The sequence below is a fragment of the Streptomyces sp. NRRL F-6676 genome (genome assembly GCF_000725625.1).
Classification (GTDB): Bacteria; Actinomycetota; Actinomycetes; order Streptomycetales; family Streptomycetaceae; genus Streptomyces.
Map to the genome: position 1 here is coordinate 1 of NZ_JOHS01000094.1, position 11,536 is coordinate 11,536.

The 11,536-nt window shown below is 70.2% G+C and carries 10 protein-coding genes and 1 pseudogene; 6 read left to right on the forward strand and 5 right to left on the reverse strand.

Annotation, left to right across the window (positions count from 1 at the left end):
• The 4 genes and pseudogenes from IO29_RS30685 to IO29_RS30700 all read right to left on the reverse strand — a co-directional run.
• A pseudogene (locus IO29_RS30685) lies at positions 1-989 on the reverse strand (hypothetical protein); the annotation flags it as partial.
• A gap of 26 nt (positions 990-1,015) precedes the next feature.
• Positions 1,016-1,408 (reverse strand): DUF6507 family protein, encoded by a 393-nt coding sequence (locus IO29_RS30690; RefSeq protein ID WP_030383367.1) that lies wholly within the window; start codon positions 1,406-1,408, stop codon positions 1,016-1,018.
• Between the two features lie 153 nt (positions 1,409-1,561).
• On the reverse strand, positions 1,562-1,873 hold the full coding sequence (locus IO29_RS30695; protein WP_030383368.1) for a pore-forming ESAT-6 family protein: 312 nt from the start codon (positions 1,871-1,873) through the stop codon (positions 1,562-1,564).
• Positions 1,874-1,933: 60 nt separating this feature from the next.
• Positions 1,934-2,266: a hypothetical protein gene (locus IO29_RS30700; RefSeq protein ID WP_030383369.1), complete on the reverse strand. Its 333-nt coding sequence runs from the start codon at positions 2,264-2,266 to the stop codon at positions 1,934-1,936.
• 740 nt (positions 2,267-3,006) lie between these two features.
• Between IO29_RS30700 and IO29_RS30705 the strand changes: the two genes are divergently transcribed.
• The 6 genes from IO29_RS30705 (at position 3,007) to IO29_RS30730 (ending at position 10,628) form a co-directional block, all read left to right on the forward strand.
• Entirely contained in the window at positions 3,007-3,315 is a 309-nt protein-coding gene (locus IO29_RS30705; protein WP_030383370.1) for a hypothetical protein, read from the forward strand.
• A 276-nt stretch (positions 3,316-3,591) separates the two neighbouring features.
• Complete coding sequence (locus IO29_RS30710) at positions 3,592-4,485, forward strand: DUF8175 domain-containg protein (protein ID WP_030383371.1); 894 nt, start codon at positions 3,592-3,594, stop codon at positions 4,483-4,485.
• Positions 4,475-5,803, forward strand: a complete 1,329-nt coding sequence (locus IO29_RS30715; protein ID WP_030383372.1) for a hypothetical protein — start codon at positions 4,475-4,477, stop codon at positions 5,801-5,803. The genes IO29_RS30710 and IO29_RS30715 overlap by 11 nt, the downstream gene beginning before the upstream one ends.
• Complete coding sequence (locus IO29_RS30720; protein ID WP_030383373.1) at positions 5,800-7,359, forward strand: SCO6880 family protein; 1,560 nt, start codon at positions 5,800-5,802, stop codon at positions 7,357-7,359. The genes IO29_RS30715 and IO29_RS30720 overlap by 4 nt, the downstream gene beginning before the upstream one ends.
• A 9-nt stretch (positions 7,360-7,368) precedes the next feature.
• Positions 7,369-8,802 carry an ATP-binding protein gene (locus IO29_RS30725; protein ID WP_030383374.1) on the forward strand — a complete coding sequence of 478 codons (1,434 nt, stop codon included), beginning with the start codon at positions 7,369-7,371 and terminating at the stop codon, positions 8,800-8,802.
• A gap of 107 nt (positions 8,803-8,909) precedes the next feature.
• Positions 8,910-10,628, forward strand: coding sequence for a type VI secretion protein (locus IO29_RS30730; RefSeq protein WP_030383375.1), 1,719 nt, complete (start codon positions 8,910-8,912; stop codon positions 10,626-10,628).
• On the opposite strand, the gene IO29_RS30735 is transcribed toward IO29_RS30730, so the two are convergent.
• Complete coding sequence (locus IO29_RS30735; protein WP_030383376.1) at positions 10,613-11,182, reverse strand: GNAT family N-acetyltransferase; 570 nt, start codon at positions 11,180-11,182, stop codon at positions 10,613-10,615. The genes IO29_RS30730 and IO29_RS30735 overlap by 16 nt on opposite strands.
• Positions 11,183-11,536: the final 354 nt, after the last annotated feature.

Here is an 11,536-nt window from a genome sequence, read left to right on the forward strand (position 1 = left end):
CAGCGCCACCGTGTGCTCGGGGAGCTGGAAGTTCCCGTCGGGGAGTTTGACCGCGCCCTCCGGGACCGCCGCGCCCTCGGGGAAGTGGAACGTGCCGTCGGGCAGCTTCAGCGCACCCTCGGGGAGCGTGAACGCGTTCTCGGGGAGCGTGGGGATCTCGATGTTGCCGACGCCCTTGAGGGCCTTGCTGATGTCGCCGATCTTCGACAGGCCCGCGCCGGCGCCCTTCATGACGTAGGTCATCGGGTCGATGACCTTGCCCGCCTTGCCCGCCACCGACAGCACCTTGGCGACCGCGCCCGCCTTGCCCGCACCCGACGCCGCGGCGCCCGAGCCGCCGGTGAACACGGTGGTGAGGACGTTGAAGGTGACCGCCCCCGCGGCCCGTGCGGGGTTCTTGCCCCACTCGTCCCACGCCCCGCGAATCACGCAGCCAGGACGGGAGCTTGTCGTCCGGCAGCGTCCAGAACAACGCCCCCGCACCCGGGATGGAGGAGATGACCAGGCCCGTGGCCAGCTGGGCGAGGCCCTTCCACGCCTGGCCCATCGCGTCCCAGCCACCGAAACCGACCAGCGTGCCCAGACCCTTGATCGTGCCCCACACCCCGTCCACGATCAGGCCGTCCCACACGAACGACTTCACCCAGTGGCCGACCTCGTACCAGTGGTGCTTCTCCTCGACCGGGTCGCCCCACGGCAGCTTCGCGTTCTTCAGGTCCTCCGCGTTGAACCCGTACTGGTCCTTGCGATCGGAGCCGTCCCCGGCGACCATCTGCGTGCCGCCGAAGATCGCCGTGATCTTGTTGTGGCAGGTCCGCTCCGCCGCCCAGAACGCCGCGACCGTCGTCGTGATCTCGTCCCGGCGACAGGGCCGAGGACACCGTCTCCAGATCCGTCGCGAAATCCTCCGCACGGTCCTTCACCGGCTTCGTCGACGCGAACAACTGCTCCGCCTCCGGAGCCGTGTAGTACGCCGACAACCCCTGGAACAACTGGGGAATCTTCGCGGGGTCGATCATCCCGTCTGCACCCCGGGCATCTTCGGGTCGAGGTCCGGCGCCGACAGCGCCTTGCGCTGCGCCTCGGCCGCCATCTCCTCGTCGCCGTTGAGGTACGCCGTCGTCGCGTCGACCGCGCCCTGTAGCGATTTGCCCGCCCGGGCCGCGATGAACTTGAGGTCCGTCGTCGCGTGCTCCGCGTACTGCGACAGCGCCAGCGCGACCAGGCCGCCCTGCGCCTTCTCGCCGCCCTGCCCGCCGCCCTCGGCGGAAATGGTGCCGGCGCTGGTCGCGGCGGACGTCAGATGCTCCCCGTACGACTTCGCGTGCTTCTCGATGTTCGACGCCGTCTCGCCCGTCGTCGTCAACACGCCCCGAATGCCCTGCGGCTTCAGATCCCAGCCCGACACGTGCGCACCCCCGTGCTCGTCAGTCCGTCCATGTTCCACTCCGGCGCCGGGGCCCCTTGCCGTAATGCCGGCCCCGACGCCGCTCCTGCCTCTGTCCGTCCCTCATGCCCCGGCGGTGGCGGGCGACGCACGCACCGCCGCCCACCGGCCGCGTCAGCCGATGTTGTCGACCGCCGCCTTGGCCCGCGCGATCGTCGACTGCGCGGTCCCGTCGTTCTTCTCCAGCGTCGACTTCACCAGCGTGATGATGTTCTTGACCTCCTGCGAGGCCCGGTTCCACCGCTGTTCCTTGCCGTGGTACTCGTCCGCCACGCCGTCCGCGGTGAAGTCCGACATCGCCGCCTTGACCTGCCGGTCGCGCGCCGCGATGACCTCTTCCAGCCGGCCCACGACCGCCTGGATGTTGCTCTGCGCGTCACCCGACGCACCCGTGTCGTACGAGCGACGGTCCGCTCCCTGCGCCATCACACACCACTCCCCGTGAGAAGAAATCCAGTCCTGACCACCGAGCGACCCGAACGACGTCTAGCGAGCGCCGAACCGCGCCCCGTCGAAGTTGGCCGCGGACATCTGCTGCTTCGCGTTGTCGCCCTGCTCCTGGTCGCCGGAGCCGAAGGCCGACTCCATGCCCGACTGACCGCCGAGGATCGCCGACAGCGACGAGTTCAGGTCCGAGGTGATCGAGTCCGCCCGCGCCTTGAACTGGTCGAAGGCCACCCGGCCCGCGCCGTTGAACTTGCCCTCCAGCGGCTGCGCGGCCTGCACCAGCTGGCGGATCAGCGTGCCCAGGTCGTCACCCGACCCGCGCGAGTCCCGCATCAGCGTTTGCAGGGTCTGGTTACCCATGTCGAACTTCATGCGATCGCTCCCCCTGACTGTTCCGACTCTCTGCGTCCTGCGTTCGTACGTTCTTACGCGTGCCTTACGCCTGACTCCCGTACCACTGTTCCCCAGGCTGCTCAACTCGCGCAACCGAGCTACGTAACAGGCTTGCCACAGCAAACACCGCGGTCCGCAACACGGGCAACGAAGGAGGCCTGCTCACAGTTCCGCCCGACGCCCGGGCCGGCGCCCCGTTGACCCCCTTCGTCCCCCGCTCCCCACCCGACTGTCCGTCGGCGGCGTTAACCTTCATCCGGACGGGTGATGCGTCGCCCGCGGAACTGCCGCGCCGTCAGCCGACGGCACGTCAATCTCCGTCGGGACGGCGCGCGGGGGTCGCACCGTCGCGCGGCGGCCTCATCCGGGCCGTCGAGGGAGGGCCGGGGTCGCGGCGGCGCACACCGTCGACGTGGCGGGGCCTCAGGGGCGTAAAGGGGCTAACGACCGGACCACGGCACAGGTTCCGCCATCATGTCATTGCCCGGCGTAATCCGCCGTGATACACAGAGTGACCATACGATTCCCCGCACACCGCCCCGAGTCCCCCAGGAGACACCGGGCGGTCCGGAAGACAAGAGAACATACGAAACCCGCCAATCAATGACGCCAAGTCGACATACGACAGCGGCATTGTCGGCGAGAATGAGCCTGGCCTCCGCGCAGCACCGCGGTGGCGCACAGGTTCGGAGAACTACCCGACAGGGGCGGTGACTTAGATGCTTTTCGCGGCCGAAAAAGGCGACATCAACACCATCATCGGCGGAATCGCCCCAGACTGGGGCCCGTTCGGCAGCCTCGGCAACGAGGCCCGCGTGATGGTCGAGGTCGTCATGGCCGTCGCCATCCTGCTCTGCCTGGCCATCGCCATCTGGGGCGCGGCCAAGCAGCGCATCGGCGCCACGGCCCTGCGCGACACGTTCAGCGCGGAACAGGGCAAGGGCCTGATCATCGCCGGTCTGACCGGGGTCTTCATCATCGGTTCGCTCGGCACTGTGTTCACGATCGTGTACGGCATGGCCGTCTAGCACGCCGGCGGTGGCCGTCCGGCGCCCCGTCGGTCCCGGCCGGGCGTGCCCCCGGTCCCGTCGACCCGTCCGCCCTTCGCGCCCCACCGGCTGAGGTTCCGTTTAGCTGATGTCCAGTCACCATCGAGCCGTCGCACCGCACTCCCCGCTCGGGCAGCGCGGTTACCGTCGTACTCCGGCGCGCTCCGCCGGTGCGCGGGGAACGGAACCGGAGCGGGCGGGCGCGAGTTGTCCCGGTACGAGGACGAGGTCGAGGTCGAAGGGGGCGTGGGCGGCATGAGTCCCGGTGGCGAGCGCGGATACGGTGACGCCGCTTCACGAGGCGACGACGGGGGATACGGCGACGGCGGCTACGGAGGCACGGGCCAGACCCGTACGCGGCTTCCGGATCGCCCCGGCGACGTCTACGGGGGCGCGCGGCGCGGCCGCGGCGCGGCCTCGCGGAGCATGGTGACGGTCGTCGGCGTCGTCGTCCTCCTCATCGCCGCGATCGCCTTCGCGAACCGCGGCGGGGGCGGAGGCGGGGGCGACGGGGGTGGCTCGTCGTCGGACGGCGCCCGGTCGGGCGACAAGGCGAAGTCCGCCCCGACGACGCCCACGGGCAAGGACCCGGTGAACACGAGAACCTCCGGCATCCCCACGGGCTACGCCCACGACCAGCAGGGGGCGCAGAGCGCGGCGACGAACTACGCCGTGGCCATGGGGGGCACCGGCATGTTCAACAAGGACACCCGGCACGTCATCGTCGACACCGTCTACACGAAGTCCGCCGCGAGCAAGCTCGAAGGCCCGATGGACGACGCCTACTCCCCGAGCTTCCTCAAGCGGATGGGGCTGGACGCCGACGGCAGCCCGCCCTCGGGCAGCACCTTCGTCTCCCGCGCCGTCCCCGTGGGCAGCAAGGTCAAGGAGTACGGCGGCGACACCGCGAGCATCTCCGTCTGGTACATGGGCCTCATCGGCATGGCCGGTACGGGCTCGACGGACCCGGTGACCACGTCGTGGTCGACGTGGACCTTCGATCTGCGGTGGGCCGACGGGGACTGGAAGATCGTCTCGGACTCGCAGAAGGACGGCCCCACCCCGGTCCCGGGTGACGACAAGGCCGCCGCCTCCGACGAGATCAGCAAGGCCGTCGAGGAGTACGGAGGCTTCACGTATGCCCGGTAAGCACCGCGTACTCAAGCTCGCGGCGGTCGTCACCGCCGTACAGACCGGCGCCGTCCTGCTGGCCACGCGCGCCTTCGCCGACCCCTCGCCCTCGGCGACCCCGGGCGACGAAGACTGCAAGAACATCATCAGCGACGCCCGCAAGTACTGCGAGAAGGGCAACACCTCCTCCGACGGATCGGGCTCCTCCAACTCCCCCGGCGTCAGCGACACCCTCGACCCGCTCTCCTCCCTCGCCCGCGGCTGCGCCGACGCCGCCTCCTGGACCGTCGACAAGCTGTCCGAGGCCGTCAAGGACACCGCGACCGTCGACTTCACCAACACCAAGTTCCTACAGCAGTACGCCGTCGTCTTCGCCGCCTCCACGATCCTCACCCTCGTGCTGTGGCTGCTCGCCGTCGCCAAGCGCGCCGTCCGCGGCGTGCCGCTCGGCACGGCGATCGGCGAGGCCATCGGCTTCCTGTGGCTGACGGTGCTGGCCTCCGCCTTCACCCCGCTGATCCTCTACACCGTCGTCTCCGCCACCGACGGCGTCACCGACGTCCTCGCCAAGACCACCGGCGACCAGACGGACACCTTCTTCGGCACGTTCTCCGGCGCGCTCAGCAAGCAACAGGACATCGGCGGCGGCCCGATCATGCTGATCGTGGTCTCCCTGGTGTCGATCCTCGCCGCCGGCGTGCTCTGGCTGGAGCTCGTCATCCGCGCCGCCCTGCTCTACGTCGGCGCCCTGCTCGGCACGGTCGTCTACGCCGGCCTGGTCGACAAGAACCTGTGGAGCCATGTGCGCCGCTGGGCGGGCATCATGATCGCCGTGATCATGGTGAAGCCCGTCATCGTCATCGTCCTGGGGCTCGCGGGCGCGCTCTCCAGCGACGACGGCCCCGACTCGTTCTCCGCCGTCGTCTCCGGGCTCGCGATCATCCTGCTGGCCATCTTCGCCAGCGCCATGATCTACCGCTTCGTCCCCGGCTTCGGCGACGAGATCGCCGCCGGCCGCAACAACCGCATGATGCAGGGCGCCGAGAACAAGGCCGCGGCCGTCATCAGCTCCCCGGCCACCTTCGTCGCCCAGGGCATCAAGGCCCACAGCACCCGCGCCGACAACAGCGGGGGCGGCGGCTCCGCGTCCGGCGGCGCCCGCCCGTCCAACCCCGCCTCCGGCGGCGTCGCCGCCCACAGCTCTCGTACGGGGAACGGCGGCGGGGGAGCAGTCCCCTCCCCCGCGGCCGCACCGCGTCCGAGCCCCGTCAACACGCCACACGCCAGCAACGCCCGCAACAGCGGTACCAAGAGCACGGGAGGTGAAGGGCGTTGACGACCGAGTCCCACCTGTCCCATCCGATCGCGCCCCGCCGGACCTATCTGATCGGCCGCGCCCGGCCGAACGCGATCATCGGACGCAACCGCGAGACGGGCGAGATCGCCCTGATCATCGCGGGCGCGTTCCTCGGCATGATGTGCGGGCTCCTCGTCCCCGTGCTCCCCCTGCGCATCGTGCTCCTGATGGGCTTCCCGCTGCTCGCGCTCGCCGCCGTCTACGTGCCCTACCGGCGCCGCACGGTCTACAAGTGGTTCGAGATCAACCGCAGCTACAAGCGCACGGTCAAGCGGAACGCCACCTACCGCAGCGTCGCCATGGAGGCCGGCACTCGGCTCGACGGCCGTGAGGTCGAGGTCGGCCCGCCGCCCGGCATCGGCCGCATCTCCTGGCTCGCCGCTCCCTTCGGCCCGGACGAGATCGCCGTCCTGCTGCACGCCGACCGGCGCACGGTCACCGCCGCCATCGAGATCGAGGGCCCCGGTGTCGGCCTGCGCGACAGCGAGGACCAGGAGGCCCTCGTCGACCGCTTCGGCACCCTGCTGAAGCACGTGGCCAACGGCGACGGCTTCGTCACCCGGCTCCAGATGCTCGCCCGCACCCTGCCCGCCGACCCCGACGCCCACGCCAAGGACGTCGCCGTGCGCGGCGACGAGCGCTCCCCCGGCTGGTTGCAGCGCTCGTACGACGAACTTCAGTCCATGGTCTCCACCAGCAGCGAGCAGCACCGCGCCTACCTCGTCGCCTGCATGCACTTCACCCGTGAGCTGGCCGCCGAGGCGAACGCCATGGCACGCGCCGCCCGCTCCCAGCACGGCCAGAAGGTGGACCGCGACGCCGGGCTCGCCGTCGTCATGGCCCGCGAGCTCACCGACATCTGCTCGCGCCTCCAGGAGGCCGACATCCGGGTCCGCCAGCCGCTCGGCCAGGGCCGGCTCGCCTCCCTGATCCACTCCATGTACGACCCGGACCACCCCATCGACCACATCCAGGCGATGACCAAGCGCAACGCCTGGCCGGCCGAACTGGACGCCATGGAGCCCACGTTCCTCCAGGCCAAGACCCGCGAGTCGACCACCCGCGAGCCCTGGTGCCACGCCACCGCCTGGGTCAAGGAGTGGCCGATGACCCCGGTCGGCGTGAACTTCCTGGCGCCGCTGCTCGTCCACACCCCGGACGTGATCCGCACCGTCGCCGTCACGATGGACCTCGAACCCACCGAGATCGCCATCGAACGCATGCTGACCGAGAAGACGAACGACGTCGCCGAGGCCAGCCGCGCCGCCAAGATGAACCGCACCGTCGACCCGCGCGACATGGCAGCCAACAACCGGCTCGACCAGCGCGGCGAGGACCTCGCCAGCGGCGCGGCCGGCGTCAACCTGGTCGGCTGGATCACCGTCTCCTCACGCAACCCCGAGGCCCTGGCCCGCGACAAGCGCACCATCCGCGCCTCGGCCGGAAAGTCGTACCTGAAGCTGGAGTGGTGCGACCGCGAGCACCATCGCGCCTTCGTGAACACTCTTCCGTTCGCCACCGGCATCCGAAGGTAGGGCTGCCCCATGCGGGACCCGCTGTCCATCCTCACCGAAGCCTTCACGTCCTTCCTCTTCGGGAAGGTCGAGACCACCCGGCTCCCGGTCCGCACCTCCACGGGCCAGGCCCAGGCCGTCTACCTGCCCACCGCCGCCCCCGGCCTCGGCGACTCCGGTGTGATCATCGGCCGTGAGGTGTACTCCGGGAAGGGCTACATCTACGACCCCTTCCAGCTCTACGGCCAGCAGCTCCCCGCACCCCACTGGCTGGTCCTCGGGGAGTCCGGCAACGGCAAGTCGGCCCTCGAGAAGACCTACGTCCTGCGCCAGCTGCGCTTCCGCGACCGCCAGGTCGTCGTCCTGGACGCCCAGGGCGAGGACGGCGTCGGCGAGTGGAACCTCATCGCCGAGGAGCTGGGCATAACGCCGATCCGTCTGGACCCGGCGGCGGCCCTGAACCACGGCATCCGGCTCAACCCGCTGGACCCGTCCATCACCACCACCGGCCAGCTCGCCCTGCTGCGCACCATCATCGAGGTCGCGATGGGCCACGGCCTGGACGAGCGCTCCGGCTTCGCCCTCAAGGTCGCACACGCGTACGTCAACGAGACGATCGTCGAGCGTCAGCCGGTCCTCACGGACATCGTGGAGCAGCTCCGCCACCCGGAACCCGAGTCGGCCGAGGCGATGAACGTCGACCTGGACGACGTACGGGCCTGGGGCCTGGATGTCGCCCTCGTCCTGGACCGCCTGGTCGACGGCGACCTGCGCGGCATGTTCGACGGCCCCACCACGGTCGGCATCGACCTGGACGCCCCACTGATCGTCTTCGACCTCTCCCACATCGACCGCAACTCCATCGCCATGCCGATCCTCATGGCGATCGTCGGCGTCTGGCTGGAACACACCTGGATCCGCCCCGACCGGAAGAAGCGCATCTTCCTGGTCGAGGAGGCCTGGCACATCATCAACAGCCCGTTCGTCGCACAGCTGTTCCAGCGCCTGCTCAAGTTCGGCCGCCGGCTCGGCCTGTCCTTCGTGGCGGTCGTCCACCACCTGTCCGACGTCGTCGACGGCGCGGCGGCCAAGGAGGCCGCGGCCATCCTGAAGATGGCCTCGACCCGCACCATCTACGCCCAGAAGGCCGACGAGGCACGGGCGACCGGCCGCGTCCTCGGCCTGCCCCGCTGGGCGGTGGAGATCATCCCCACGCTGACGCCCGGCATCGCGGTCTGGGACGTCAACGGCAACGTCCAGGTCGTCAAGCACCTGATCACCGAGACCGAACGCCCGCTCGTCTTCACCGACCGCGCGATGACCGAGTCCTCCTTCGACCACCCCGAGGACGACGCCCTGCGCGCCGCCGAACTGGAGGCGGAGGAGCGGGCGGCGGCCTTCATGGAACACCATCTGGGCGAACTGAGCGGCCTCGACGGCTCCTCGGAGTCGACAGTGGCGTAAAAGAGGGTGAGCGGTGAGCGGGACGGCGCGGGCCTCGGCCCGTCGGCGCCGTCCGGGAGCCGGGCGTGGGCAAGGGCGCGGGAACAGCGGGGAGGCGTGGACCCGACATGAGACCGGGAGACCGCGGTCACCAGCAGGGCGGACAGTACGACGACGGCAACGCGAACGGCGGCCGGGGCGGCGTCCCGGACGGGCTGCTCATAGGGCTTCTGCTGTTCCTGCTCGGCACGACGGTGCTGGTGTGGACGGCCACGGGCCTGTCCGGCCTGTTCACCGCCGGTGGCTGGCCGCACGCCGTGACGTTCTCGCGCACCCCACTGGCGATGCGGCACCTCATGAGCCACCCGCACGACGTCCGGGGCGCCTGGCCGGACACCCCGGCGGACCAGCTCTCGGGGTACGGGCTGTTCTGGGGCCTGTTCATCGCCCAGCTGATGATCCTCTTCGTCCTGACGGTGTTCGTCATGGGCACGTTGACGAGATGGCGAGCGGTACGGGCCCGGCGGCGGGCGATGCGCGGGGTGGCGCCGGAGGCGCCGCAGGCGCGGGGAGAGCGGACGGAGCCGTTGGGGCCGGGGGAGCAGGCGGCTGCTTCGGGGCAGACGGGGCTCGCGTGGCCGGTGGAGCAGGCGGGGCCTGTGGGGCCTGTGGGGCCTGTGGGGCCTGCTGGGCCTCCGGCGCAGGTGCCTGCGCAGCCGCCTGTGCCAGTGGGGCAGACGACGCCGACCCCGCCGCCGCTGCCGGCTGCTCCTCCGGGCCCCGGTGTGCCGGCACCACGTCCAGCGGTGGACGACAGAGCGACGGCAGGGAACGACAGCGCGGCGACGCCGGGCCCCGGAGCTTCGGGACCCACGGCGCCGGGCCCGGTCCCCGCCGCGGCGACCGCGCCCGGCGGCTGGGAGCACCCCTCGGTCCTCCTCGGCCACGCCGATTCCCGGCGCCCCGCGGCCGTCCAGGCCGTACGGGACGCCGCGGGCCCCGCCGTCGTCGTCACCTCGGACCCCGCACTGTGGGCGGAGACCAAGGACGCCCGCACCAAGCTCGGTCCCGTCCTCCTCTACGACCCCTCACACCTGTGCGACACCCCGGCCCGGCTCCACTGGTCCCCCTCGGCCGGCTGCGAGGAGAAGGCGACGGCGAAGGCCCGCGCGGAAGCCCTGCTCGCCCCCGTCCGCCCCACCGCCAAGATGGACCAGGCCCTCGCGGACACCGCCGAGACCCTGCTGCGCTGCTATCTGCACGCCGCCGCGGTGGACGGCCGCACCGTCCGCCACCTCCACCGCTGGGCCCAGGGCACCGGCGTCCAGGAAGCCGTACGGGCACTGCGGACGAATCCCAAGGCGTCGCCCGGCACGGCCGGCGAACTCGAGGCCGCCCTCACCTCGCACCCCGACCGCCGTGACATGGCACAGGAGTTGACGGCTCGCGCACTGTCCTCACTGTTCACGGTCAATATCCGCGAGGCCTGCACTCCCAACCGAAGTGACGCCCTCGCCTTGGATTCCTTCGTCAACGAAGGGGGAACGCTTTATGTGGTCGGTGAACCCATCGAGGACCCCAGGCAGCATCCCGGCGCGATGCCCCTGCTGACGGCCCTCGTCGCACACGTGGTCGAGCGCGGCCGCCGCATGGCCGAACGGTCATCCGCCGGTCGCCTCGACCCACCACTTGCCCTCGTCCTGGAGGATGTGGCGGCGGTGGCCCCCCTTCCCCAGCTGCCGGAGCTCCTGGACACGGGGGCCGACCGCGGCCTCCCCACCCTGGCCCTGCTCCGCTCCCGCGAGCAACTCCGCTCCCGCTGGCCGCGCTATCAGCTCCCGGTGTAGCCGCCGCCGACCGGCCGCCGCATGACGAACTCCCGCTCACGGTGGCCGGTGTCACCGGGCACGGGACCTGTCACACCGGTGGGCACGAACCCGGCCTTCCGGTAGAACGCCTCCGCCCGCCCGTTGTCCTCATGCACGAACAGCCGCACGCGGTGCAGCCCCATCCTCCACGACCACTCCAGCGCGGCATCGAACAACGCCCCCGCCAGACCGCTACCACGCTGCTCCGGCCGCACGAAGACGCCGACCAGGTGCCCCTGGTCGCGCTCCACGACCTGCCCGAGGAAGTCCTCCGTCCCGGCCGCCTCCACCATCACGGTCACCGAACCGTCCCACTCACCGTCGGGTCCCTCGGCGATGAACTGCTGCCGCTCAAGCGCCCCTTCCGCCGCGGTCGCCGTCCGCTCCTGCCAGTAGGCATCCGGCCTCGCGACGGCGTTCTCGTACGTCTCCAGAAAGGCGAGATGAGCCAGCGGGTCCCGCAACGCCTCGAGCCGCAACCGCTTCACAGCCGGCCACTCGTCGGTACGTATGGGTCGGATCACGTGCTTCATGACGGCCACGCTACCTGGAAGCAATGCCTGAAGAAACGCAAAAAAGCCCCTGTACCGGATCACCCGGTACAGGGGCTTTTCTACAAGTATTGTTCGGCGGTGTCCTACTCTCCCACAGGGTCCCCCCTGCAGTACCATGTAACCGGGCGTTTCCCCTACGCTATGACCACCGAAACCCTAATGGTTTCGAGCGAACAAGCACACTTTTCAATTGAAGAGTAGCGTTCAGCTCTCTGCCGACAACTGTTCGTTGTCTCAGAACTTACACAGTGGACGCGAGCAACTGAGGACAAGCCCTCGGCCTATTAGTACCAGTCAACTCCACCGGTCACCCGGCTTCCATATCTGGCCTAT

Excerpts from the sequence above, each read along its gene's own strand:
- IO29_RS30710 (WP_030383371.1), top strand. The coding sequence starts at position 3,592 with ATGAGTCCCGGTGGCGAGCGCGGATACGGTGACGCCGCTTCACGAGGC.
- IO29_RS30705 (WP_030383370.1), top strand. The coding sequence starts at position 3,007 with ATGCTTTTCGCGGCCGAAAAAGGCGACATCAACACCATCATCGGCGGA.
- IO29_RS30715 (WP_030383372.1), top strand. The coding sequence starts at position 4,475 with ATGCCCGGTAAGCACCGCGTACTCAAGCTCGCGGCGGTCGTCACCGCC.
- IO29_RS30725 (WP_030383374.1), top strand. The coding sequence starts at position 7,369 with ATGCGGGACCCGCTGTCCATCCTCACCGAAGCCTTCACGTCCTTCCTC.
- IO29_RS30730 (WP_030383375.1), top strand. The coding sequence starts at position 8,910 with ATGAGACCGGGAGACCGCGGTCACCAGCAGGGCGGACAGTACGACGAC.
- IO29_RS30735 (WP_030383376.1), bottom strand. The coding sequence starts at position 11,182 with ATGAAGCACGTGATCCGACCCATACGTACCGACGAGTGGCCGGCTGTG.
- IO29_RS30700 (WP_030383369.1), bottom strand. The coding sequence starts at position 2,266 with ATGAAGTTCGACATGGGTAACCAGACCCTGCAAACGCTGATGCGGGAC.
- IO29_RS30695 (WP_030383368.1), bottom strand. The coding sequence starts at position 1,873 with ATGGCGCAGGGAGCGGACCGTCGCTCGTACGACACGGGTGCGTCGGGT.